Genomic DNA, 22,087 nt, shown 5'->3' with positions numbered 1-22,087 from the left:
TGACGGACGGCCCGCGCCTCAGGGCGTGCCGCCCCAGTCCAGCAGCCTCGCCGGGTTGGCCACCGTGACGGCGTCGGCCAGCGCGTCGCCGCCCTCGGCCGCGACGCGCGGGAGAAAGCGGCGGGGCAGGTAGTCCAGGCCCGGCATGCCGCCGTACGCGCGGTAGCGGCTGCGGCGGGCGACGTCGCCGCCGAGCAGCAGCCGGTCGGGACCCGCGCGCTCCGCCGTGGCGAGCAGGCAGCCCAGCACGGTGGAGTCGGGGTGGCTGCGGTGCCGGGCCATGCCGTCGTAGCCGAGGTACGCGCCGGCCGCGCACAGCTCCGCGTGCAGCCCGGGGTCGGGGTTGCGGTCGGCGTGCGCGAGGACGACCCGGTGCGCCGGCACCCCGTGCCCGGCCAGCTCCGCCAGCACCTCGAACGCCGCGCTGCCGTACTCCAGATGCACCATCACCGGCGCCCCGGTGGCCCGGTGCGCGGCGCCGGCCGCCGCGAGCACCCGGTGCTCGAACGGGGTGAGCGACCAGTACCCGGCGCCCGCCTTGACGATCCCGGCGCGCACGGCGGGCCCGGTCCGTACCGTCAGGTCCGCGTCGGCGTACATGCCGTCGGTCAGCTCGGCGGTGAAGAGGCCGGCCAGTTCGGCTTCGGTGAGCGCGAGCAGCGGGTGTCCCGGCGCGTAGTGCGGCTCGCGGTGGGCGCCCGTGGTGTGCACGACGTGCAGCCCGGTGGCCCGCGCGATGCGGGCGACGCCCGCCGGGTCGCGGCCCAGGCCCACCGGGGTCGCCTCGATCATCGCCGTGAAGCCGGCCGCCCGCAGAGACGCGGCCTCCTGCCCGCTGCGCGCCTCGTCGTCCAGTTCGTCGCCGGGCAGCAGCGGCGAGACCTGGAAGAGGTGCTCGTGGTAGTCGGTCCGCCCGAGCCGGTCCGCGGGCAGGTCGCCGAGGACCGTGCGGACGCTCACCGTACGGCCTCGGCGGCGGCGGACAGCCGGTCGACGGTCGCGGCGTCCAGGGTCAGGCCGAACACCTCCGCTATCACCTGGGACCAGCCGTGGATGAAGTACCGCCAGCCGTCGACGACTTCGAGATCCCGCTCGGCGGCCTGGGCGCGGGCCGCGTGCAGGAAGGGCAGCGCGCCGCGATAGTTCAGCTCCCACGCCACGGCCCCGCGCGGGAACCGCGCGGGGGGCGACAGCGGCGATCCCGGCCGGTCCTTGCCGAGACCGGTGGCGTTGACGACGAGGGTGCCGGGCGGCGCCGCCGCGAGCAGGTCGTCGGCGTGGCCCTCGGTGACGACGGTACGGAGCCGGGCGGGGTCCGCGCCGCCGCGCCGGAGCACGTCGGCCAGCTCGGCGAGCCGGTCGGCGGAGCGGTCGGTGCAGACGATGCGGGCGGGGGCGTCGGGGCGGCGGGCGAGGTAGTAGCTGATCGCGGTGCCGGCGCCGCCGGCGCCCAGGCACAGCAACTCCCCGCCGGTGGCGGCGAAGTGTCCGGGCGCGAGGAACTCCTCGATGGCCAGGCCCGCGGTCAGCGGGTCCTTGGCGTGGCCGATGAAGCGGCCGTCCCGTTTGGAGACGGAGGACACCTCGCCGCAGAGCCTGGCGAAGTCGTCCAGCTCGTCGAAGAGGTCGGCGGCGGCCCGGTACACGCCTATCTTGTGGGTGGTGATCAGCGCGCCGAGCAGCAGCGGATCGCGCCTGATCCGCTCGGCGACCGCCCGGTAGCGGCCGGGTTCCGCGTCCGGCGGCAGGTCGAAGCCGACGAGCCGGGCGGTGGGCAGGCCGAGGAGGCGGGCCCACTCGGGGAAGATCCGCATGATGGACGACTCGCCGGTGCTGACGCCGACGAAGGCCATGGCCGCCGTGTCCGCGGCAGTGCCGGTGGCGGCGCCGGTCGGTGCGCTCAACGGACCGCCTCCGCACCCGGGTCTGCGGGGCCGGCCGGGTCTGCGGGGCCGGCCGCGGCACCGGAGCCGTCCGCGTCGGACGTCGCGGCGCGGACCTTCGCCAGCGCCGCCGCGAACGCCCGGGCCCGTACCGTCAGCGAGTCCCAGCGCCCCGCGGCGATGTGCGCCGCGGAGGCCAGCTCGCCGCCCGCGCCGACCGCCAGCGCGCCGGCGCCGAACCACTCCGCCAGGTTCCCGGCGGAGACCCCGCCGGTCGGCACCAGCGGCACGTCCGGGAACGGGCCGCGCAGCGCACGGAGATAGCCCGGGCCGCCGAGGGAGGCGGGGAAGACCTTGACCGCGTGCACGCCGAGCGCGGTGGCGGTCATGACCTCGCTGGGGGTCAGGGCGCCGGAGAGCACGGGCAGGCCCGTGTCCAGCATGGCGGCGGCGAGTTCCGGGGTGGTGCCGGGGCTGACCAGGAACGCCGAGCCGGCGTCGGCCGCCGCGGCGGCCTGCGCGGGGGTGAGGACGGTGCCCGCGCCCACCAGCGCCCGGGGGTGGCGGGCGCGTACCTCGGCGATGACCGCGGGCGCGTCGGGCGTGGAGTACGTGATCTCGATGCCGGTGACGCCGCCTTCGATCAGCGCCGCCACGGCGGCCAGGGCGCCGTCCGGAGTGGGGGCGCGGAGGACGGCGACGACGCCGGCGCGGCGCAGGCCGGCGAGCGGGGACGGGGGCGCGGCGGGGTCTGCGGGGGGCTGCTGGGTGGTCACGGTGCGCTCTCTTCGGTGGCGGGTACGGGCAGGGGTACGGGGTGCGCGGGCTCGCGTCCTGCGAGCACGTCGAGGACGGCCCGTACGGCACCCGCGCCCATCCGGTCCACCGCCTCGACGGTCTGCGCGCCGAGGTGCGGCGTGAGGACCACCCGGTCGGCGAACTCGGCGGCCAGCAGCGGGCTTTCCGCGGCGGCGCCGCCCTCGCCCGCGAGGGTGTCCGCGGCGTACGCGGCCAGCCGGCCGTCCCGCAGCGCCGCGGCGACGGCGTGCTCGTCGACGAGGTCGGCCCGCGCCGTGTTGACGACGATCAGCCCCGGCCTGGCCCCGGCGAGCCACCGCTCGTCGACCACCCGGGTGCCGCCGGGAGCGTGCAGGCTCACCGCGTCGCACCGCCCGGCCAGCTCCGCGAGCGGCGTCCGCCGGACGCCCAGCACCTCGAAGACCACCGGGTCCAGGTACGGGTCGTGCCCCAGCACCTCGGTGCCGAACCCGGCGGCGCGCCGCGCCACCCCGCGCCCGACCCGGCCGAGGCCGACGACGCCCAGCGTGAGGGTGCCCAGCTCCCGGCCGCGGCGCGGCTGCCAGAACCCGGCCCGCACCGCCCGGTCGCCGGCGGCGACGCCGCGCAGCGCGGCGAGGAGCAGCGCGATGCCGAGGTCGGCGACGGCATCGCTGTTCGCGGCCGGGGTGTTGGTGACGGTGACGCCGCGGCGGGCGGCGGCGGCCAGGTCGACGCTGTCGACGCCGACGCCGTAGCGCGCGACGACCTTCAGCCGCGGTGCAGCGGCCAGATGCGCGTCGGTGACGGGCGCGGTGCCGGCGATCCAGGCGACGGCACCGGCCAGCAGCGGGGCCAGCTCGGCGGGGTCGTGGACGGTGGAGCCGCGCACCACGCGCAGCCCGGCGGCGGCGAGCTGGTCCTCGACGGGCGCGCTGCCGCTGCCGAAGGACCGCGAGGTCACCAGCACCACGGGGGCCGTGCCTGCGGCGGTTTCGGGTGTCCCGCTCATCGCTTCTCCTTCGCGAACCACGGTTCCAGCCGCTCGTACGCCTCCAGGAACAGCGCGTGCCGCCGCCGGTAGTCGGCGTGCCGCCCCGGGTCCGGGGTGAACTCGGCGGTGACGTCGGACAGGTCGCGGGCGACGGCGAAGCCGTCGACGAGGCCCGCGCCGACGCCCGCGGTGACGGCCGCGCCCAGGCTGTTGGCCTCCTCGACGATGCTGCGGCGGCGCACGGTGGCGCCCCAGACGTCGGCGAGGATCTGCAGCCACAGGTCGCTGGCCGCGCCGCCGCCGATCGCGTCGACCCGGTCGACCGGGTGCCCGGCCTCGCGGAACGCGCCGACGCAGGTGGCGAGGTTGAACGCCACGCCCTCCAGCACCGCGCGGGTCAGATGGGCCTCCTCGTGGTGGCGGGTGAGGCCGAGGAACGCGCCGGCCGCGGCGGCGTTCCAGTACGGGGAGCGCTCGCCGAGCAGATGCGGCAGGAAGTACAGGCCCGCGGTGTCGGCGTCGGCCGCGGCGGCGAGCAGTTCGGGGAAGCGGTCGCCGCCCTGGCCGGGACGGAGCACCTCCGCCACCCAGTCCAGCGACGCGCCGCCGGCCTGCATGGTCGCGGTCGGCACGTAGCGGCCGGGGACGACGTGGTCGAAGGTCATGGTGCGCATCCGCGGGTCGTGCAGCGGCCGTTCCGCGGAGAGCGAGACCCAGGAGGACGAGCCGAGGTAGGTGTACGCGCCGTCCGCGGGGTCGATGACCCCGGCGCCCAGCGCGGCCAGCGGGCCGTCGCCGCCGCCGAGGACGACGGGGGTGCCGGCGGCCAGCCCGGTGGCCTCGGCGGCTTCGGGGAGCAGGGGTCCCGCGACGGTGGTCGACGGCACGATCTCGGGGAAGAGCGCGGGGTCGATGCCGGCCGCGGCCAGCACCTCGGCGGACCAGGCGCCGGCGGGCTGGTCGTAGGCGTTGGTGCTGGAGGCGTCGGAGCGGTCGGTGGCCAGCACGCCGGTGAGCCGGTGCACGACGTAGTCCTTGGCCAGGCAGACGTGGGCCACCCGGGCGAAGGTCTCCGGCTCGCGGTCGCGTACCCACATCACCTTGGTCAGCGAGTAGGTGGGGTGGAGCTGATGGCCGAGCAGGCGGTACGCCCGCTCGGCACCCAGCGCGGCGGTCAGCCGGCCGGCCTGCTCCTGGCTGCGGTGGTCGGCCCAGATCAGCGAGGGCCGCACCGGGCGGTACGCGGAGTCGAGCAGCACCGCGCCCATCATCTGGCCGCTGAACCCGACGGCGGCGACCTCCCCGGGGCGTACGCCGGTGTGGTCCAGCAGCCGCCGGGTGGCGGCGCACACGGCCCGCCACCACAGCTCGGGGTCCTGCTCGGCGACGCCGCCGGCGCGGAAGTCGGTGCCGTAGTGCTCGGTCAGGGCGGCGACCGGGGTGCCGTCGTCGGCGTGCAGCGACGCCTTGTCGCCGGTGGTGCCGAGGTCGTGCGCGATGATCATGGTGCCGCTCGTTTCTTCGGGGTCGGCTCACCGGCAGTCTCGTTGCCCGCGGTCCCCGGATCCGGTTGCGCCGTGCCGCCTGCCGGTACCGGCTCGCCCGGCTGTCCCGGGCCCCCGAGCGGCGGCGCGTCCGCGACCGGCCTGGCCTTGCCGCCGCGGCGGAGGTTGTGGATGTGCTCGGTGGCGACGGCGGCGAGGATCAGCACGCCGATGACGATCTGCAGCCAGAAGGGGTCGATGCCCAGCAGCGTGCCGCCGTTGTTGAGCATGCCGACGACCAGCGCGCCGACGAGCGCGCCGAGCGCGCTGCCCTTGGCGCCGAAGAGGCTGGCGCCGCCGATCACGCAGGCGGCGATGGCCTGGAGTTCGTAGCCGTTGCCCGAGGTCGGCACGCCGTTGCCGAGGCGGGAGGCGAGGAGCACGCCGGCCGCGGCGGCGAGGGTGCCGGACAGCACGTACGCGCTGACGAGCACGCGGCGTACGGGCACGCCCGTCAGCCGGGCGGACTCGGCGCTGGAGCCGACGGCGTAGACGTACTCGCCCCAGACCGTGCGGCGCAGCAGCAGCGCGAAGAACACCGTGATGAGCACCATCAGCCAGGTCAGATGGGAGATGCCCAGCAGGCTGCCGCCGCCGATCTCGGCGAAACCCTCGGGCAGCGGCTGTACGGTGCGGCCGTCGCTGAGCAGCAGGGTCGCGCCGCGGGCGGCGCCCATCATGCCGAGCGTCACGATGAACGGCGGCATCTTGAGGAACGCCACCAGCAGGCCGTTGATCAGCCCGGCGGCGGCGCCCACGAGCAGCGCGAGGAGGACCGCGCCCACGATGGGCAGTCCGCCGCCGGTGTCGTAGACCACCTTGGCCGCGACGATGCCGGACAGGCCGACGACCGAGCCGACGGACAGGTCGATGCCCGCGGTGAGGATGACGATGAGCTGGCCGACGGCGATGATCGCGAAGATGGACACCTGCCGGCCGAGGTTGTCCAGGTTGGTGCCGGTGAGGAACGACTCGGTGGACATGGTCAGCGCGAAAGCCAGCACCAGCAGCACGGGTATGCCGCCCGAGGTGCGGCCCAGCACCTGGCCGAGGCGCAGGATCTCCCCGTCGGCGGGCTGCCGGGCGGGGCGTTTGCCGAACTGGATGCCCTTGGACGTGCCGCCGCCGGCGGCGGGGGCGGTGGCTCTGGCGAGGTCGGTCATCGGTTCTCCAGGGACGGTGCGGAAGGTTCGGCGGGTCCTGGCCGGCCGGCCGCGGGGGCGCCGGCGGCGGGGGGCGCGGCGGCCGGGCCCACGGGGCTCGCCAGCCGCAGCACGGCCTCCTCGGTGGCCTCCGCGGCGGGCAGCGAGCCCACAAGACGGCGCTGGCGCACCACTTCGACGCGGTCGCACAGGCCCAGCAGTTCGGGGAGGTAGGAGGAGACGACCACGATCGCCAGGCCGTCCGCGGCCAGTTCGGCGATCACCTGGTAGATGTCGGCCTTGGAGCCGACGTCGACGCCCTTCGTGGGCTCGTCGAGCAGCAGCACCTTGGCGCCGGTGGCCCGCCAGCGGGCGACCAGCGTCTTCTGCTGGTTGCCGCCGGAGAGCGAGGAGACCGGGTCGCTCCAGTCGCCGAGCTTGATGCGCAGCCCGGCGGAGGCGGCGGTGACGTGCTCGCGCATCCGGCGGCGGCGCAGCACCCCGAAGGTGCCGGTGCGCGGCAGGCTGGCGATGGCCACGTTCTTCTCGATGCTCAGGCCCAGCAGCAGCCCGGACTCCTTGCGGTCCTCGGGCAGCAGCCCGAGCCCGGCCCGGGCGGCGGCCCGCGGGGAAGTCGCGTTGACGCGGCGGCCGTCGACCAGGACCTCGCCGCCGAGCACCGGGTCGGCGCCGAAGGCGGCGCGCAGCAGTTCGGTGCGCCCGGAGCCGAGCAGCCCGGCCAGGCCGACGACTTCGCCGCGGCGCACGGTCAGGTCCACCGGCGCGGGGAAGCCGGCGGGGCGCAGGCCCCGCAGCTCCAGCCGTACGTCGCCGGGGCCGGGGCGCTCGCCGGGGTACAGGTTCTCGATCCGGCGGCCGACCATCGACTGCACGAGGGAGTCCTCGTCGTAGTCGGACATCGGCCGGGTCTCGACCACCCGGCCGTCGCGCAGCACGGTCACCCAGTCGCCGACGGCGAACATCTCCTCCAGCCGGTGGGTGACGTACAGGACGGAGACACCCTCGTCCCGCAGCGTGCCGATGCGGGCCAGCAGGGCGTCCGCCTCCTGCGCGGACAGCGCGGTGGTCGGCTCGTCGAAGACGACGAGCCGCGCGTCCTGGCCGAGCACCCGGGCGATCTCGACCAACTGCCGGGTCGCGGTGGTCAGTTCCGACACGCGCGTACGGGGATCCAGGTCGGCAAGACCGACGCGGGCCAGTATCTCCCCGGCCTGCGCGCGCTGCCGGCGGCGGTCGACCCAGCCGGCCCGTCCCGGCATCCCGAACATGCTCAGGTTGCTGGCCACGGTCAGCTCGGGCATCAGGCTCAGCTCCTGATACACCACGCCGATGCCGGCGGCGCGGGCCTCCGCGGGGGTGACGTGGGCGCGCATCTCGCGGCCCCGCACCCGGTACGCGCCGCCGTCGCGGGCCACCGCGCCGGTCAGCACCTTGATGAGGGTGGACTTCCCGGCACCGTTCTCGCCGGCGAGGCAGTGCACCTCGCCCGGCGCGATGTCCAGGTCCACGGCGGCCAGCGCCGTCACGGCGCGATAGCTCTTACCCACGCCCCGCAGGCTGACCACGGGGCTCGACTCGGGGGTTGCCATGACCGGCCCTCAGCCCTTGGTCTTGGGCGGGTTGAGCAACTGCTCGTACTGGGCCTCGTCCACGGTCGACTTGTCGATGACGACGGCGCCCGGGTCGAGCCGGACCGGCGGGGTGCCTTCGCCGGCGGCCATCGCGGCCTCGACGACGCCCTGGTAGCCGAAGAAGAACGGGTTCTGGACGATGATCGCGTCGATGGACCCGTCGCGTACGCCCGCGATCTCCGCGGGGTCGGAGTCGAAGGCGACGACCGCGACGCGGTCGCCGGCGTTGCGCTCGGCGACGGCCTTGGCGGCGCCGGTGCCGGAGGTGTTGTTGTCGGCGAAGACCCCGGCCAGGTCGGGCGTCGCGGTGAGCGCGTCGTTGACCTGGGAGACGGCCTTGTTGAGGTCGTTGTCGTTGACGGAGGTCTGGATGATCTGGGCGTCGGGGCACTTGGCGGCCAGGCCGCTCTTGAAGCCGTTGAACCGGTCGACCAGGACCTGCTGCCCGGAGGCCGAGCTCTCGTGCAGGATCTTGCCGTTCTTCTGGCCCTTGTCGGTGAGCAGTTCGCACATGCGCACGCCGGCCTGTTCGCCCGCCTTGACGTTGTCGGTGCCGATGAAGCCCTCGGCCTCGGTGGTGATCGCGTTGTCGACGGTGATCACCTTGATGCCGGCGTCGCGGGCCCGGTCCACCGCGCCGTTGAGCGCGGTGGAGGAGTTCGAGGCCAGCACGATGGCGTCGGCGCCCCGGGAGATGGAGTTCTCCACCAGGCTGACCTGCTCCTCGATGTCGGTCTCCGAGGTCGGGCCGAAGAGCCCGAGGTCGATGCCGAAGTCGTCGCCCGCCTGCTTGGAGCCGGCGAGCATCGACTGCCAGAAGTCGGAGTCGGTGGCCTTGGTGATGACGTCGACCTTGGTGCCGCCGACCGCGGCGCCGCCGCCCGACGAGGAGCCGGAGTCGTCGAACGCCGCCTTCCCGGCGGCGACGCCGCCGGCCGCGAAGACGACGGCCAGCGCGGCGGCCACCCCCGAGGAGACGAAACGGATGCGCGCCATGGCTACTCCTGGTTGCTAGGGGACGTGCTGGGGGACGAAGCGGTGAAGGGGACCAGCAGCGGCGGGGCGCCGTCCGGGGCGCGCCGGACCCGGTAGCCCATGCCGTGGTCGAGGACCCAGCCGTAGTCGTGCCCGGCGTTGCCGGGGTAGACGGCCAGGAAGCGGTACGGCTCGTCGCCGGTGTTGACGCTGCGGTGCGCCCAGCCCGGCGGGATGTAGCCGATGGCGCCCGGGTACATGTCGATCCACCGCGGCCGGTCGCCGTCGAAGAGCAGCAGCCCGCCGGTGCCGGCGAGGCCGAGGTAGATCTCGCCCTGCGGGTTGGGGTGCTGGTGCCCCTTGGTCATGTGGAACTCGCCGCCGACCGCGCCCGGCCGGATCGTGGTGATCGACTGCGGCAGCTCCCCCTCCGCCTCCGGCACGGGCGAGGAGGCGACGTCGTACACGACGGGGTCAGCGCCGTCCCGTACCGCGGCGCGCCAGGCGTCGCCGTCGGCGAAGAGGCCGTCGAGATCGGACATGCGCCGGGTGAGCACCGGGCCCGACGGGCTCATGCCGCCGGCCCGCGGATCGAAGGTGATGAGACTCGGCTCGATGGGGGGCGATGCGTATGACGGCACCGTGGCCTCCTGGGGTCGTGCGGGGTACTTCCGGAGGGGCGTCAGCGTGACGACCTGGCCATTTGACATCCTGTACGGTCAGGATGTCAAGGGTCCCCGCAGCGGCCCTCCGCACCCTCCCGCAGACGCGTCGCGGCCGGCCCGCTCGGGTGAGCAGACCGGCCGCGTGGGTCGTGCCGGGTCCGGGCGTACGGGTCCCGTACGGCCCGGGGGCGTCAGTCGGTGACGATCATCAGGGGGCGGGGCGGGGCGCCCTGCCGGCGGGAGAGTTCCACCTCGAAGCGGCTGCGGTCGCCGCGGTGGAAGGCGACGAAGCTCTCCACCGGGCGGCCCTGCTCGCCGACGCTGACGCTGCGCAGCACGAGCACCGGGGCGCCCCGGTTGACGCCGAGGCTGCGGGCCAGCTCCGCGGAGGCCACCGCCGCCTCCACCGAGCGCCGGCCCTGCACGAGACGTACCCCGAACCGGCCCTCCAGCAGGGCGTACAGCGACTCCTGGGTCAGGTCCTCGTCGACCAGCCCCGGGGCGACCTCCTGCGGGACGTGGGTGATCGTGAGCACCCACGGCTCCTCCTCGACGAACCGCAGCCGCTCGATGACGATCACCGGATGCCCCGGCGGTACGTCCAGGGCCCCCGCGACCTGCGCGTCCGCCGGGACCACCTCGAGCCGGCGGACCTGGCTGCGCAGGTGGCCGCCGCGGGCGGCGACGTCCTCGTACAGCCCGGTGAGGGACTGGACCAGGCCCTCGGGGGTCTTGGGGTGGGCGACGAAGGTGCCGCGGCCCTTGATCCGCTCGATGACCCCTTCGGACTCCAGCTCGGCCAGGGCCTGGCGGACGACCGTCCGGGAGACGCCGTAGCGTTCGCACAGCTCGTGGTCCCCCGGCAGCCGGTCGCCGGGCTTCAGCTCGCGGCCCTCCATCTCGCCCAGGAGAATCTGCTTGAGCTGGTGGTAGAAGGGGAGCAGCGACGAACGATCGATACTTGACTGCATGTCATGAGAGGATAACAACCCTCTCGGCACGACCGCCCGCCGGACGGCGCCCTGACCCCTGTCCCTCTCCCGCCGTCCTCCTCAGCCGGCCGGCACGGATCTTCAGGTCGGTGAAGCCGGCGCTGCCCGCCCCACCGGGCCCGGATGAAGCACGCCACGCCCACAAGAACCCGGCCCCGGCGCGCAGCACGGTGACTGCTTGCCGGGGCCGGGGCGGCGCGCGGGACGGGGTCCGTGCGCGACGGGCTTGCGTGCCTCGGGCTGCTCGGCCCGGGGGCGTCAGACCTTCCAGGGCATCTCGAAGCCGAACTTGTACAGGTAGATACCGAGCAGTACGCCGCAGATCACCAGACCGATCACGGTCAGGATCACGTTCCGCCGGCGGACCTTCGGGTCCAGGGCGCGCTGCGCGGCCTCCGTGACCTTCCGCTTCGTCCAGTGCAGGACTATCTGCGCCCACACGAACTCCGTCGCCCACACCGCCATGCCCGCGAAGATCACGAGCCAGCCGGGGCCCGGCAGCGGCAGCAGGATGATGCCGCCGATGACGATCGCCAGGCCCACTATGAAGACCCCGACCTGCCAGCTCAGATGCAGCGCACGCGAGCGCTGGATGAAGTGCGGCGCCTTGGACCCCCACGTCCGGTGCTCCGGGGCGTCCGGCTTCTCCGGCTCGTCCAGCTTCGCCACCGGAGCGTCGGTGCCCGCCTTGTCCATCCTCTTGTCCCCCTGATCGCCACGCTCGACATGCATGGAGACACGTTACGGGGTGAGCCGCCCCCCGCCGTCCACCTGGCGGACCGTCATGCCGGGGGCGCCTCCTTCCCAGGGTGTACGCGCCCTCCCCGCGGTCGGGAGGGCGCACTCTTCAGCCTCCCTGGCCGCGCCGGCCATGGCCTGGTTCACGATCCTGCCCATCGCATTCATCCACGCCGCCCCATCGGCACTGCCCCCGAGCGGTCCCACGCGGCCGCCGGAGTCGGAGAGGAGCGGCGGACAGCCCATGAGCACGATCTGCGCGCCGGCTCGGCGGGCGTGGCGGCGTACGCCCTCGGTAGCCGTCCTCGGCGTCGGCCACCAGCACGCGGAAACCCGGCGCGTCGCCGGAGGTGGTCCACGCTCGGTCACCGGACGAGCGGTAGCCGTCCCCCAGCACGCCGGGCCGGCCGTCGGGGGCGATCCGGTCGGGGCGGTCGTCAGGTCCGGCCGCCGCCACGGACGCCGGCGTGCCGCGGCCCGTGGGCCGTGGGCCGTGGGCCGTGGGCCGTGGGCCGTGGGCCGTGGGCCGTGGGCCGTGGGCCGTGGGCCGTGGGCCGTGGGCCTCGAGGGCGACGACGGCCGGCAGCAGCGGTCTCCGCCGGCGTCGAAGGTTCCTCATGTGTCAGGTTCCCCGCCCTCAGTTGCAGGTGTTCGCGGTGCGGACGGCGTCGATGAGAGCCTTGTCGGAGTCCTTGGAGTTCTTCATGATCGCGACGACCTTGGAGCACTGAGGGTACTTCCAGTGCAACCCGGTGTAGACCGGCCCCGCGTACTGGCTGAAGTCCCCCTGGTCCGTGCGGCATTCCGGGTTTTCGAGGGTGTATTCGCACGTCCGGAGCCGCATGTACTTCGTGCTGCCGGTGTTGTTGTCGAAGATCATGCAGTAACGCCAGTTGCCTCCGGACGTCTTCTTCGAATAGCGGAACAGCGTCCCCAGCCGATAGCCGTCGTACGGAAGCTGCTCAGCCCCGATGACGTTGTAACCGTCGCCGCACCGCGTGGCCATCGTCTGCACCGCCTGCGGGTCCTCGGCGGCGATCCGCCGTGTCTCCTCGTCCGCCTGAGGCGCGACCAACTCAACGGCCGCGTCGGCGGTGGACGCCTGCGCAGACCACGTTCCTGCGGGAGTGAGCCCCCCGACGCCCACCGCGAGAGCCGCACCAACGGTCGCGCCGGCCTTCACCCACTTCATGCCGCCTCCCCATCTTCCGATTCTTCGGCTTCATTCCGTTCATGACTGAACGGACAGACGCTAAACGGGGCGGAGTCCGGCGGACAACGTGCACGCTGCGCAGCCGGGACGGGCCGGCTGGGCACGATGCACAGATTCTCACCGGGTATGGAGATGTCTTTCATTGATGACCGGCCGCGCCCCCTTCCGCGACGGCCAGGGGCCCGGACGAGGTCGTAGATGCCGAAGCCGCTGTCGAGAAGGTCCCGATTGAGCAGGATCTCGGCGGGGCGCAGCCGTGTCCTGACGGTGTTGCGGCTGATCCCGAGGTCACGGGCGGCGCGCCGGGCATCGGCGTTGGCGGCCACCCAGGCCCGTGCGGTGGTCCGCAGGGTGCCGTCCAGCGGGTGCAGGAAGGCCGCCGCCCAGGCCCTCGCGGGCTGCGAGCGGCTCAGCTCGCAGACCGGGGGCGCGGTGCCGGCGCCGGCGTCACCGACGCCGGGGGCGGCGGCCGGAGGCTGGGGATCGGCGAGGGCCAGGGCGAGGTGGAGCAGGGCCCGGGAGACCACCTCGTCGAGATCGAGGCCGAGCAGGCGCTCCGCACGTCTGAGGTGGGCCGCGACCGTGTTGCGGCTGACGCCCGGGAACGCCGCGCCGCCCGCGCCGGCCGCTGGCGCCGCCTCGGTGCGGCTGCGCCGCTCGGCGCTCGACCTGCTCGCCGCCGCTCGGCTCTCCCGGGCTGCGCGCCGGCCAACCGCGCCGGCTTCAGCGGCTGTTGCTCCCGTGGCCGCGCGGGCTTCCCCGGTGCCGGACTTTTCCCGGTTGCCCGCGGCGGAGCCGCGAGCGCTTGACGCGGTCACGTCGCGCGGATAGCGTCCGCCAAGGCGTTTTTAGCAAGCGCTTACTGGGATCGTGAAGTCCTCTTCGGGCAGGGGAGATGACGCAATAATGCGCAAGCACAGCGGGAGCGTTGCCGCGCGGGTCGTCGCGGCGGCCGCGGCGCTGGCCCTGACCGCACTCGCGGCGGGGCCGGTGCAGGCGGTGCAGGGTGGGGACACGGCGGACGGGGAAGAGCGGGGGGCTCCCGTCGTGTTGCCGGCGCTGGGGCCCGACCTCGTCGCGTACTACGACTTCGGCCATCCGGTCCGCGGCAACCCCGCCCTCGAAAGCGACCGCGGCCGCTCCGGCACCGACATCGAACTCGTCAACGGCGGCGGGGCCATGCGCGTGCCCGACAGTGCCTTCCCGGGCGCCGGGTCCGCGCTGCAGACCGCGCAGGTCTCCCCCGCCACCGCCGGGAACGACGACTGGAAGGCCGGCATCTACCGCCCCGGCGGCGTGCCGAGCATGCGCGCGTTCAACGGGGCCCAGTCCGCCACCGTCATGGGCTGGTTCAAGATGACCGGCGACAACCCCTCCCCCAACTCCAACACCGCCGACCCCGGCGACCGTTACGGCGCCGTCGGCCTGGCCGGCGTGCTCTCCGGCAACTCCGACGGCCACGGCGTACGGGCCCTGCTGGAGCTGATCGAGGTGAACGGCGAGATGCGGCTCGTGGCGCTCGGCCGCCGGATCGACGAGGGCGCCTCGCAGACGTTCGCCGCCGCCGAGGACTGGCGCCGGCTGCTGCCGCCCGACGAGTGGGTCTTCCTGGCCGCGACCTTCGACTACTCCGACGGCACCATGGCGCTCTTCCGCAACGGCGAACGCCTCGACGGCTTCTACACCAACCCCGGCGACCCCTGGCAGGTCGGCGGCCCCGGCGAACACCGCACCTCGCCCACCGACCCCGCGGGCATCAAGATCGGCGGGAGCTTCCCGCAGAACACCCGCGAGGGCAATCCCTGCAACTGCCGCATGGACAGTTTGATGTTCCTCGACCGCGAGCTGACCGGCAGTCAGGTACGGGCGCAGTACCGGCTGATGGTCGCGTCCCGGCCCTGAGCCGCCACCCGGCCACCCGGCTACCCGGCCCTCCGGTCACCCCTTCCCGTACGCCGTCCGCCGCACCACGCGCCCGCGCACCCGCACCGTCAGAACGGAGCCCGGCATGCCCCTACCCACCCGCCGAAAGCCCCGCCTCCTCGCCCCCGCGCTCGCCGCCGCCGTGGCCGCGACCGCCTTCCTCACCGCCCCCGCCGAGGCCCGCACCGAGCCGACCGCCGCGCCGGGCGCGACCGCGGGCGCCGCCGCGCCCGGCGACTCCCTCCTCCCCAAGCCCGTACCCGCCAAGCTCGGCCTCGTCGTCGAGGAGTACGCGCAGTTCCCGAAGTCCGAGCCGACGCCCCCGCCGGACGACCCGCGGCTGATGCGGCACGCCCGGATCAACGCGCTCGCCGAACTCCCGGACGGGTCCGGCCGCAAGGCGGTACCCGACCTCAACGGGAAGCTGTACCTCGTCGAGGACGGCGAGCAGCCCCGCACCTACCTCGACGTCGGCGCCACCTTCGCGCCGCAGTTCTTCTCCGGCAAGGGCCTCGGCCAGGGCTTCGGCTACGCGGCCTTCCACCCCGACTTCGCGCGCAACGGCATCTTCTACACCGTGCACACCGAACTGGCCTCCACCACCGACAAGCAGCCGGACCTCACCCCGCAGCCCAACACCGGCTACCACGGCATCATCACCGAGTGGACCGCCGAAGACCCGGCCGCCGGCACCTTCTCCGGCACCCGCCGCGAGGTGCTGCGCCTCGGCTTCAACGGCCGCATCCACGGCATCCAGCAGATCGCCTTCAACCCCACCGCCCGCAAGGGCAGCGCCGACTACGGCAAGCTGTACCTCGCCGTGGGCGACGGCGGCACCGGCGTGCGCACCACCGAGCCGCAGGACCTCGCGCTGCCGCACGGCAAGCTGCTGCGGATCGACCCGCGCGGCAGCAACAGCGCCAACGGCAAGTACGGCGTGCCCGCCGACAACCCGTTCGCCGACCGCCCCGGTGCCCTCGGCGAGGTCTACGCGTACGGCTTCCGCGATCCGCACCGCTTCAGTTGGGACACCGGCGGCAAGCACCGGCTGTACCTCGGCCACATCGGCGAGCACGCCATCGAGTCCATCTACGAGGTACGGGCCGGGGACAACCTCGGCTGGAGCGAGCGCGAGGGCCCGTTCGTCTTCGACAAGAACCCGGCCGACCCGTGCGACGCGTACAAGCCGCTGCCGCCCGACGACGACACGTACGGTTACACCTACCCCGTCGCCGCCTACGACCACGACCCGCCGGCCGACTGGAACTGCACCTCCGACGTCGGCCGGGCCGTCTCCGGCGGCTTCGTCTACCGCGGTGACGACCTGAGCCAGCTGCGCGGCACGTACCTCTTCGGCGACCTCGTGGACGGCCGCGTCTTCGGTACGAAGACGAGCGAGATGAACCGCGGCGCCGAGATGGCGACGATCCACCAGCTCAGGCTCTTCGACGGCGCCACCGGAAACCTCGTCACGGCGCAGGACCTGGCCGGCGACACCCGCGTCGACCTGCGCTTCGGACAGGACTCGGCGGGCGAGCTGTACCTGCTGGCGAAGGCGAACGGCAAGATCTGGAAGGTCACCGGCACGCGCGGTCCCGCGCTGCCGTAGCCGAAGGAAGGCCGGCCCGTACGCAACGGGCGCGGGCGGCGGTCCGGGGAACCGGGCCGCCGCCCGCGCCCGTTCCGGGGTTCCGGGACGGACACCGGCCAGACGGCGGCCGAACTCCCGTCGGCGCGGACCGAATTCCCGGCGAATTCTCCCCGGCGGCCGTCCGCGCGGGCAACATCCGCAATTGCTCCAGCATGGGTAGTGCCCACTACCCGATCGAGCAGTGGACCGGCGGCTGAACGCAGGTCTAGCCTCCTTGATCAGTGTGCAATTCCACTGCCGAATACGACGCGCCCATTTGCGGATCCAGCCCACGCACGAACAAGGAGATCGTCCGGTGGCGAAAGTGACACGGCTGCGTAGCCGGCGCCTGGGATACGCGGTGGCCATCGCCACCGCGGCGGCGCTGACGGGGACCCTGACGAGTGCGGTGCCGGCGTCGTCGCAGGACGACGGCTTCGACATCGACCATGACAACGTGCTGATGGAAGTCGTGTATCCGAAGTTCCAGCGGGTGTCGCGCGAGGAGAGTTCCGGCCGCGCGGTGTCGCTGACCGTGGACCACGCGATGCTCATCGAAATGCCGTGGTTCGACGCCATCGCCCCCTTTCACCCCACGGCGAAGGGCATCTTCTCCGATATCCCGCGGCGCCCGGAATCCGAGCACACGACGCGCAACCAGAACATCGCGGTCACGTATGCGGCGTTCACGTCGCTGAACGCCCTGCTGCCGGAGTACAAGGACCGGTGGATCGAGATGATGGACGCGGCCGGTCTCGACCCCGGCGCCACCGCGGAGGACCCGACCACGCCGAGCGGCATCGGCGTCCTCGCGGCGAAGAACGCGCTGGCGGCGCGGCAGGACGACGGCAGCAACCGGGACGGCGGCATGGGCGGCCGCAAGTACAACAAGAAGCCCTACTCGGACTACACCGGCTACAAGCCCGTCAACTCCGCCTACGAGCTGCGCAATCCGTCGCGCTGGCAGCCGGGCACGTCCTCGACCCGGGACGTCTACAAGGACCAGCAGTTCGCGACCCCGTACTACGGCAGGGTGAAGCCGTTCACGTACGACAGCCCGACCGAGTTCAAGGTCTCCCCGCCGGTGAACAGCGACCACCACAACCGCCCCGCCTACCAGCGCCAGGCGGACGAGGTGCTCAAGGCGTCGGCGAACCTCACCGACGAGCAGAAGATGACCGCCGAGCTGTTCAACGACAAGGTGCTGACCTTCGGCCAGTACGCGGGCACGCCCGTGGTGCTGGCGGGCAAGCTGAACACCGAGCAGACCGTGCACTACATCACCATGTCGGACGTGGCGTTCATCGACGTCACCATCGCGACCTGGCACTACAAGCGCAAGTACGACTCGGTGCGGCCGGGCACCGCGATCGGGTACCTGTACGGGGACCGGAAGCTGACCGCGTGGGGCGGGCCCGGGCAGGGCACCGTCGACGACATCACCGGCCGCGAGTGGCAGGGCTATCTGGACTCCGTCTCGGCCGACCACCCCGAGTACCCGTCCGCCAGCTCCGCGCTCTGCCTCGCCTTCGCGGCGCAGGTGCGGCAGTTCACCGGCAGCGACCAGATCAAGGTGACGGCCAGCTTCCCGAAGGGTTCCTCGCTGGTCGAGCCGGGCGTCACCCCGGCCGCGGACGTCTCGCTGCAGTGGAACAGCTGGACGGAGTTCGCCGACGACTGCGGCGAGAGCCGGATCTGGGCGGGGGAGAACTTCCGGTCCTCGGTCGAGGCCGCGGAGCAGTACGCGCCCGAGATCGGCGACATGAGCTACGAGTTCGTCCAGCGCAAGCTGAACGGCGGCTGAGCGACCGCGGCGCGGAAACGGCGCCGGCCGCCGGCGGGTGGTCTCCACCCCGCCGCGGCCGGCGCCGTTCGGTACGGGGCCGCCGCCGGGAAGGCCGTACGGACCTTCCCGGCGGCGGCGGTCGGCGGACCGGGCGCCAAGCGGGCCGGACGTCAAGAGGACCGGCGTCGGCGGACCGGCCGTCAGCGGCCCTGCGCCGCGCCCCGTACGCGCCGCACCACCACCGCAGCGTCCACGGGCGCCTTGTTGCCGCGCCACGCCACATGGTGGTCGGGGCGGAGCAGCACGAGGTCCCGCTCCCACAGCTCGCGCGCCCGCGCGTCCCGCACCACCGTGTGCCGGACGGGCACGCCCTGCGCGGCGGCGGCGCGCAGCAGCGGCCCGGCGCGGCCGTCGCCCGCGAAGTCGACGAGGGTGAAATCCGTGGCGAAGAGGTCGAACAGCGGCGTCCCGTCCGCCAGCAGCACGCTGGGCGGGCGGCTGCCGGGCCAGGTCGTCGGCGTGTACGCCTCCGGCGTCCAGCGGGGCGCCGGGCCGTCCTCGTGGCAGACGACGGGCGAGTCGTCGTAGCGGTAGCCGAGTTCGACGCCGCGGTACTCGTTCTCGCCGCGCTCGCGGTCCAGGAACTCCGCCACCGCGGCGGGCGGGACCCCGTCGCGCAGCAGGCCGCCGGCCTTCATGTGCACGCCGATGTGCCGGTGCGAGGTGCGCATGTTGCGCAGCCCGACGGGGCGGCGGTCGGTCTCGTAGCTGTCGAGCAGCGCGGGGCCTCCGGTGTGCCGGACCAGGGCGGCGACCTTCCAGGCGGCGTCCATCGCGTCGCCGATGCCGGTGTTCATGCCGTACGCGCCCGTGGGGAACATGCGGTGCGCGGCGTCACCGGCGAGCAGCACGCGCCCGGCGCGGTAGCGGTCGGCCAGCATGAAGCCGGGGCGCCAGCGGGAGGTCAGCAGCACCTTGTCGATCTTCAGCTCGGTGCCCAGGGTCGCCAGCAGGAAGGCCGCCGGGTCGGCGGGCGGGGTGGCGAACTCGTCCGGGTGCGCGCCGTTGACGTGCGCGGTCCAGGTGTCCTTCTCGTCCTGGGCGATGACGACGTAGCGGAAGGCGAAGTAGTGCCAGAACGGGCCGTGCCGGTGCAGGGAGGCCAGGTCGCGGCTCTTGAAGTGCACCATGAACGCGCCGGGCAGTCCGGGGACGCCGAAGCCGTCCCCGCCGATGCCGAGGACGGCGCGGACGCGGCTCGACGCGCCGTCGCAGCCGATCACGTACCGGGACCGGATCCGGATCCGCTCGTCGGTCATGACGTCGCGCAGACTGCTGGTCACGCCCTGGTCGTCCTGGGTGAGGGTGTCGAACCGCAGTCCGGGGCGCAGGTCGACGAGGTGGCTGCGGCGGCAGTGCGCGCGCAGCACGGGCTCCAGGTCGGTCTGGGAGATCCGCTGGCCGGGTTCGACCGGCCGGGTGCCGTCGTCGTGCGCGGCGATCCGCCGCCGCTCCTCGTCGACGGAGGGCAGCGCCCAGGTGGTGAGCGGCCGGCCGGCCAGCCCGGTGGACCAGATGACGTCGGCCGGGTGCCGGGGGGCGACGCCGGCGGCGCGGACGGCGTGGGCGAGGCCGAGCTGGCGGAAGAACTCCATGCTGCGGGCGTTCACGTAGTCGAGCTTGGGGTGGACGGAGGTCTCGAAGTCCTGGTCGGCGAGTACGCACCGGACGCCCCGGCGGGCGAGCGCCAGCGCGGTTGCCATGCCGACCGGGCCTGCGCCCACGACGAGTACCGGTGCCGGATCCACGGTTGCCTCCCCAGGCGTGTGGGGCGGCACCCGGGCCGCCCCACACAGTCGCGGTTGTCGTTCGGTCGTGGCTCAGCGCGCTCGGGCGGCGGGGCCGCCCGGCGGGCTCAGCGGGCCTCGCTGTGCGTACGGGGCTGGTTGCCGCGGTCGTCCGGGCCGCCGGGGCCCCGGCCGTTGGGGTGCTGCCCGTTCGGCGAGCCCGCGGGCGCGGCCGCCGCGCCGCGGGCGGCGTCCTTGCGGGCGCCGGGTGCGAGGCCGCCGGTCAGGGCGCGTACCTGCATCTCGGCGAAGGCCGCGTCGTCGCGCTCCTTGCTGGCGATCGAGCCGAGGTAGCCGAAGAGGAAGCCGGCGGGCACGGTGATCAGACCGGGTTCGATGTCGACGAACTTGAAGTCGTGGCCGGGGAAGATGGCGTCGTCAGGGCCCGTGACGCCGTTGGAGAAGATCACCAGGAAGAACAGCAGGGCCGTGCCGCCGTAGACGATCCACTTCAGCCCCGAGGTGTTGAACCGGCGCCAGAAGAGGGCGTAGACGACGGCCGGGAGGATCGCGGTGCCGGCCAGGTCGATGGAGGTCGGGATGAAGATATGGGTGCGCACCGGGAGCATCGCGACGCCGATGAGCACGGAGACGACGCCGATCCGCACGGTGTTGCGGCGGATGTCCTTCAGCTCGTCGGCCGGGGACGGCTTGCGGCCGCGTACGACGTTGAGGTCCTTGGTGACGCAGGTGACCGCGTTGATGAGCAGGGCCGCATAGACGCCGACGATCGTCAGCAGGGCGATCGGCGCGAGCACCCCGACCATCACCTGTCCGCCCAGTTCGTCTACGAGCTTGGGCAGGCTGATGTCGCGGTGGGCCTTGATCACGCCGATCCGCTCGGAGCCGAGCACCGCCACGGAGGCGAAGCCGACGACGGCCATGCACAGGTAGATGCCGACGACGATCATCGACGCCCAGCCGGCGGAGCGGCGCGCGTCCTTGCCGCTGGTGGTGGCGAAGTTGCGCATGAAGAGGAACGGGATGGCGGCGACGCCGACGGCGACGCAGAAGAGCTTGGAGAGGTGGACCAGCCGGTGCTGGCCCTCGCCGAACTCGCGTCCCGGGCCGAGCAGGTCGTAGCCGGCGGGTACGTCCTTGCGGTTGGCCTCGGCCTTGTCGAGGATGTCGAGGACGTTGAGGTTGAACTTCGCGAGCACCAGGCAGGTCAGCACCAGCACGACGGTGAGCGTGAGGATCGCCTTGAACACCAGCAGCCGGGTGACGCCCGGCATGCCGGCCATGGACGCGTACAGGACGGTGACGAGCCCGACGACCAGGACCGAGAGGCCCAGTCCCACGACGTTGTCCAGCGCGAACCAGCGGTTGAAGATGAAGGCGATCGCCGCGAGGCTGATGATCGTGAACATCCCGTAGATCAGCAGGGTGACGACCGCCGCGGCCTTGCGCGCCTGGCGTTCCTCCGCGCGCATGGCGAAGATGTCACCGAGGGTGTGTCCGCCGAGGTTGCGTACGGGCGAGGCGAAGAGCAGCACGCCGAGCACCATCGAGGTGGTGAACGCGGTCAGCAGCATCGCGGCGTCGTAGCCGTTGAGCGCGATATGCCCGGTGATGATGAACAGGGTGGAGTACATGAGCGGCGCGGACGCCAGCGCGATGGCGTTCTGTACGGGCCCGATCCGCCGGCCGGCGATGAGGAAGTCGTCGGAGGTGCGCACGCTGTCGCGTGCCGCCCTGACGACGAAGTACACGGCGACGGCGGCGGCTATCGTCGCGGGTATCGCGATCCCGTTCGCCGCCCAGGTGTTGTCGATGGGCGGCGGCGGGTCGGCGAGGATCGTGCTCATCGCGGCTCTCCTTCCAGTTCCGCCCGGACCTGGTCGGTCAAGGGGTCGAGCCGGTTCGCGGCGTAGCGCAGATAACTGGCGCAGACCGTCACGACGACGACGAACGTCAGGAACATGAAAAGCAGACCTACGTTCACGGGGCCGCCTATCTCCTGCCGGAAGAATCCGGGGGCGAATGCGGCCAGCGACGTCCCGATGAACCACCATCCGAAGAAGAGGACGCTCGCCCGGATGAGGAAGGAATTCGTCTTACGCTGCAGGGTTTTGAACCCGGCGCTGCCGTGTACGGCGACATAGCGGTCGCCGCCCGCCGGCGAGTCCGTCGAACTCATGACACCTCCTTGACAGGGACGCCGGGACGCGGACGTCCTGACGTGGCGGTCACATTGCATTCTCGGGCGCCGTACACCGGCGGGCATGACCCATTCACGCGGTCTTCCGGCGCGGTACGCGAATTGGCGTGACCCCGCGGCGGATTCACGTGTTCGGGGGGCTTCTCCGAAACACCGGAGAGGCGC

At 73.3% G+C, this 22,087-nt stretch carries 19 protein-coding genes; 3 read left to right on the top strand and 16 right to left on the bottom strand.

Going from position 1 to position 22,087, the window contains the following annotated elements:
- Positions 1–18 precede the first annotated feature (18 nt).
- The 13 genes from OG946_RS29730 to OG946_RS29670 form a co-directional block, all read right to left on the bottom strand.
- Positions 19–960 carry a phosphotriesterase family protein gene (locus OG946_RS29730; protein WP_326799040.1) on the bottom strand — a complete coding sequence of 314 codons (942 nt, stop codon included), beginning with the start codon at positions 958–960 and terminating at the stop codon, positions 19–21.
- Positions 957–1,904 (bottom strand): shikimate dehydrogenase family protein, encoded by a 948-nt coding sequence (locus OG946_RS29725; RefSeq protein ID WP_326799039.1) that lies wholly within the window; start codon positions 1,902–1,904, stop codon positions 957–959. Before OG946_RS29725 ends, OG946_RS29730 begins: the two co-directional genes overlap by 4 nt.
- Positions 1,901–2,659, bottom strand: a complete 759-nt coding sequence (locus OG946_RS29720) for a bifunctional 4-hydroxy-2-oxoglutarate aldolase/2-dehydro-3-deoxy-phosphogluconate aldolase (protein WP_326799038.1) — start codon at positions 2,657–2,659, stop codon at positions 1,901–1,903. The genes OG946_RS29725 and OG946_RS29720 overlap by 4 nt, the downstream gene beginning before the upstream one ends.
- Positions 2,656–3,672: an NAD(P)-dependent oxidoreductase gene (locus OG946_RS29715; protein ID WP_326799037.1), complete on the bottom strand. Its 1,017-nt coding sequence runs from the start codon at positions 3,670–3,672 to the stop codon at positions 2,656–2,658. The genes OG946_RS29720 and OG946_RS29715 overlap by 4 nt, the downstream gene beginning before the upstream one ends.
- On the bottom strand, positions 3,669–5,159 hold the full coding sequence (locus tag OG946_RS29710) for a xylulokinase (protein WP_326799036.1): 1,491 nt from the start codon (positions 5,157–5,159) through the stop codon (positions 3,669–3,671). The genes OG946_RS29715 and OG946_RS29710 overlap by 4 nt, the downstream gene beginning before the upstream one ends.
- Entirely contained in the window at positions 5,156–6,361 is a 1,206-nt protein-coding gene (locus OG946_RS29705; RefSeq protein ID WP_326799035.1) for an ABC transporter permease, read from the bottom strand. The genes OG946_RS29710 and OG946_RS29705 overlap by 4 nt, the downstream gene beginning before the upstream one ends.
- On the bottom strand, positions 6,358–7,908 hold the full coding sequence (locus OG946_RS29700) for a sugar ABC transporter ATP-binding protein (protein ID WP_326799034.1): 1,551 nt from the start codon (positions 7,906–7,908) through the stop codon (positions 6,358–6,360). Before OG946_RS29700 ends, OG946_RS29705 begins: the two co-directional genes overlap by 4 nt.
- 51 nt (positions 7,909–7,959) lie before the next feature.
- The gene (locus OG946_RS29695; protein WP_326799033.1) at positions 7,960–8,988 is read right to left on the bottom strand and encodes an ABC transporter substrate-binding protein; all 1,029 of its coding nucleotides are present in this window, start codon (positions 8,986–8,988) and stop codon (positions 7,960–7,962) included.
- 2 nt (positions 8,989–8,990) lie between these two features.
- Positions 8,991–9,608, bottom strand: coding sequence for a glucose-6-phosphate isomerase family protein (locus OG946_RS29690; protein ID WP_326799032.1), 618 nt, complete (start codon positions 9,606–9,608; stop codon positions 8,991–8,993).
- Positions 9,609–9,823: 215 nt separating this feature from the next.
- The gene (locus tag OG946_RS29685; RefSeq protein WP_326799031.1) at positions 9,824–10,603 is read right to left on the bottom strand and encodes a GntR family transcriptional regulator; all 780 of its coding nucleotides are present in this window, start codon (positions 10,601–10,603) and stop codon (positions 9,824–9,826) included.
- A 279-nt stretch (positions 10,604–10,882) separates the two neighbouring features.
- Entirely contained in the window at positions 10,883–11,320 is a 438-nt protein-coding gene (locus OG946_RS29680) for a TIGR02611 family protein (protein ID WP_326800402.1), read from the bottom strand.
- Positions 11,321–11,999: 679 nt separating this feature from the next.
- Positions 12,000–12,554 (bottom strand): hypothetical protein, encoded by a 555-nt coding sequence (locus OG946_RS29675; RefSeq protein ID WP_326799030.1) that lies wholly within the window; start codon positions 12,552–12,554, stop codon positions 12,000–12,002.
- Positions 12,551–13,393, bottom strand: coding sequence for a helix-turn-helix domain-containing protein (locus OG946_RS29670; RefSeq protein WP_326799029.1), 843 nt, complete (start codon positions 13,391–13,393; stop codon positions 12,551–12,553). The genes OG946_RS29675 and OG946_RS29670 overlap by 4 nt, the downstream gene beginning before the upstream one ends.
- Before the next feature lie 88 nt (positions 13,394–13,481).
- Here OG946_RS29670 and OG946_RS29665 point away from each other — a divergent pair, with 88 nt between their 5' ends.
- The 3 genes from OG946_RS29665 (at position 13,482) to OG946_RS29655 (ending at position 17,932) form a co-directional block, all read left to right on the top strand.
- Positions 13,482–14,477 (top strand): hypothetical protein, encoded by a 996-nt coding sequence (locus OG946_RS29665; RefSeq protein WP_326799028.1) that lies wholly within the window; start codon positions 13,482–13,484, stop codon positions 14,475–14,477.
- Positions 14,478–14,583: 106 nt separating this feature from the next.
- Positions 14,584–16,107, top strand: coding sequence for a PQQ-dependent sugar dehydrogenase (locus OG946_RS29660; RefSeq protein ID WP_326799027.1), 1,524 nt, complete (start codon positions 14,584–14,586; stop codon positions 16,105–16,107).
- 337 nt (positions 16,108–16,444) lie between these two features.
- Positions 16,445–17,932, top strand: coding sequence for a vanadium-dependent haloperoxidase (locus OG946_RS29655; protein ID WP_326799026.1), 1,488 nt, complete (start codon positions 16,445–16,447; stop codon positions 17,930–17,932).
- Between the two features lie 182 nt (positions 17,933–18,114).
- On the opposite strand, the gene OG946_RS29650 is transcribed toward OG946_RS29655, so the two are convergent.
- The 3 genes from OG946_RS29650 to OG946_RS29640 all read right to left on the bottom strand — a co-directional run bounded on the left by OG946_RS29650 (position 18,115) and on the right by OG946_RS29640 (position 21,901).
- Complete coding sequence (locus OG946_RS29650) at positions 18,115–19,722, bottom strand: FAD-dependent monooxygenase (protein ID WP_326799025.1); 1,608 nt, start codon at positions 19,720–19,722, stop codon at positions 18,115–18,117.
- 107 nt (positions 19,723–19,829) lie between these two features.
- The gene (locus OG946_RS29645; RefSeq protein WP_326799024.1) at positions 19,830–21,569 is read right to left on the bottom strand and encodes a solute symporter family protein; all 1,740 of its coding nucleotides are present in this window, start codon (positions 21,567–21,569) and stop codon (positions 19,830–19,832) included.
- A complete protein-coding gene (locus OG946_RS29640; protein WP_326799023.1) occupies positions 21,566–21,901 on the bottom strand; it encodes a DUF485 domain-containing protein in 336 nt (111 codons plus the stop codon). Before OG946_RS29640 ends, OG946_RS29645 begins: the two co-directional genes overlap by 4 nt.
- Positions 21,902–22,087 lie beyond the last annotated feature (186 nt).

The sequence above is a fragment of the Streptomyces sp. NBC_01808 genome (assembly GCF_035917395.1).
GTDB lineage: Bacteria > Actinomycetota > Actinomycetes > Streptomycetales > Streptomycetaceae > Streptomyces.
The sequence above is the reverse complement of the archived record's forward strand: the minus strand, read 5'-3'. Positions and strand labels throughout refer to the sequence as shown.

What these genes read in the sequence shown, in the direction of transcription:
- OG946_RS29715 (WP_326799037.1), bottom strand. Translation starts at nt 3,672, where the DNA reads ATGAGCGGGACACCCGAAACCGCCGCAGGCACGGCCCCCGTGGTGCTG.
- OG946_RS29710 (WP_326799036.1), bottom strand. Translation starts at nt 5,159, where the DNA reads ATGATCATCGCGCACGACCTCGGCACCACCGGCGACAAGGCGTCGCTG.
- OG946_RS29705 (WP_326799035.1), bottom strand. Translation starts at nt 6,361, where the DNA reads ATGACCGACCTCGCCAGAGCCACCGCCCCCGCCGCCGGCGGCGGCACG.
- OG946_RS29695 (WP_326799033.1), bottom strand. Translation starts at nt 8,988, where the DNA reads ATGGCGCGCATCCGTTTCGTCTCCTCGGGGGTGGCCGCCGCGCTGGCC.
- OG946_RS29685 (WP_326799031.1), bottom strand. Translation starts at nt 10,603, where the DNA reads ATGCAGTCAAGTATCGATCGTTCGTCGCTGCTCCCCTTCTACCACCAG.
- OG946_RS29680 (WP_326800402.1), bottom strand. Translation starts at nt 11,320, where the DNA reads ATGGACAAGGCGGGCACCGACGCTCCGGTGGCGAAGCTGGACGAGCCG.
- OG946_RS29675 (WP_326799030.1), bottom strand. Translation starts at nt 12,554, where the DNA reads ATGAAGTGGGTGAAGGCCGGCGCGACCGTTGGTGCGGCTCTCGCGGTG.
- OG946_RS29665 (WP_326799028.1), top strand. Translation starts at nt 13,482, where the DNA reads ATGCGCAAGCACAGCGGGAGCGTTGCCGCGCGGGTCGTCGCGGCGGCC.
- OG946_RS29660 (WP_326799027.1), top strand. Translation starts at nt 14,584, where the DNA reads ATGCCCCTACCCACCCGCCGAAAGCCCCGCCTCCTCGCCCCCGCGCTC.
- OG946_RS29645 (WP_326799024.1), bottom strand. Translation starts at nt 21,569, where the DNA reads ATGAGCACGATCCTCGCCGACCCGCCGCCGCCCATCGACAACACCTGG.
- OG946_RS29640 (WP_326799023.1), bottom strand. Translation starts at nt 21,901, where the DNA reads ATGAGTTCGACGGACTCGCCGGCGGGCGGCGACCGCTATGTCGCCGTA.